At 48.6% G+C, this 1443-nt stretch carries 2 protein-coding genes and 1 pseudogene; all 3 read right to left on the reverse strand.

Annotation, left to right across the window (positions count from 1 at the left end; all coding sequences use genetic code 11):
* Nucleotides 1-491: pseudogene (locus P5674_RS24650) on the reverse strand (GUN4 domain-containing protein); the annotation flags it as partial.
* Nucleotides 492-636: 145 nt separating this feature from the next.
* Nucleotides 637-759: a hypothetical protein gene (locus tag P5674_RS24655; RefSeq protein ID WP_315670393.1), complete on the reverse strand. Its 123-nt coding sequence runs from the start codon at nt 757-759 to the stop codon at nt 637-639.
* A 42-nt stretch (nt 760-801) separates the two neighbouring features.
* Nucleotides 802-1443: GUN4 domain-containing protein (locus P5674_RS24660; RefSeq protein WP_315670394.1), on the reverse strand; the 642-nt coding region annotated here is incomplete at its 5' end.

The raw sequence follows: 1443 nt of genomic DNA on the forward strand, positions 1-1443 counted from the left end.
GATTGAGATGCGATCGCTTCATTCTGCGATTCTAGCCGTGATAGCGATTGAGATGCGATCGCTTCTACCTGCGATTCTAGGCGTGATAGCGATTGAGATGCGATCGCTTCATTCTGCGATTCTAGCCGTGATAGCGATTGAGATGCGATCGCTTCTACCTGCGATTCTAGGCGTGATAGCGATTGAGATGCGATCGCTTCATTCTGGGATTCTAGGCGTGATTGAGTAGTGGTAAAACCGTCAATTTTCCGGGTCATTTCATCTAACTGAGACTGTAGGTGAGAGACCATCAACTGTGCGGACTTTACCTGAGACTGAGACAATTGCCAAACCCGCTTGGCTGCCGCAATGCGTTTTTTCTCCTTCTCCAAAAACCCCGACGGTATCCCACCAATTATAGGGGGATAGGGTGTCAGGTCATAACCACACACCGAACAGGTTTCGACCTCATTTGGTGTATATTCGGTTTCACAAACGGGACATTTCGCCATCATTCTCAACCCCGACAAATCGCCGCCACCGGGCGGGGGGAAACCCGGCTATTTTGGTATTATAACCCACAGTGAGGGCAGGCTCCTACCTAGTCCACGGAAACCCGGTTATAACTCACGAATGCCACTGGCTGTCAACACTTCATTAAGGGTTAATTCCCACTGTGGGAAAGTGGGGGACAAAATGCGATCGCTCTACTCCTGACATGGTAATGATGAACGGTGTTGACATTTCATTAACATTTTCATTGGTCAACGGTGTTGACATTTCATTAACGCACCACTAGGGACTGCCTGAAGTCGTTATATGCTACAGTTTACAAGTCTGTGCGCGACAGAAGAGTGCCACCCCACTTTCCAAAAAAACCCCCCAATACTCATCCATCGCCATTCCGGGGAGATGGCCCAGGGGAGCTGCCGCCGAAAACGTGCAATCAGACCATGATATATACGACCCATTCACTCGCCATCCCACCTCCCCGCAATAGCGCTCCCATATTGTATCACCTGGATAGCTTCCATCAGGCAATCCTCCACAATTGATGTAAATTTGCTTCTGGACACTAAACCCGAAGCGTCCCCTGCTGTGTTTGACCCAAAGACCATCGATGATTCGCCAATCCTCGCCGGGAAAGTTTTTGATATCATCATAGTTTAAATATCCATCGTGGGTTTTTCCCGCCACCCTACACATCATCTTAGCCGTTTTTTCGTCGGCAGCTTTCCACTGGCCTGATTTCAATAATCTGTTGAGTTGGCTATAATCAAAACCAGAATAAGACACGATGGGAGTATCTGCCACGGCTTCAGTTATCGACTCGAGTTGAGATGCGATCGCTTGACTCTGGGATTGGAGTTGAGATGCGATCGCTTGACTCTGGGATTGGAGTTGAGAGGCGATCGCTTTGACCAGAGATTCTAGCTGTGATTGAGATTGGGTAAAACCCTCAAG

Source organism: Limnospira sp. PMC 289.06 (assembly GCF_032350395.1).
Classification (GTDB): domain Bacteria; phylum Cyanobacteriota; class Cyanobacteriia; order Cyanobacteriales; family Microcoleaceae; genus Limnospira; species Limnospira platensis.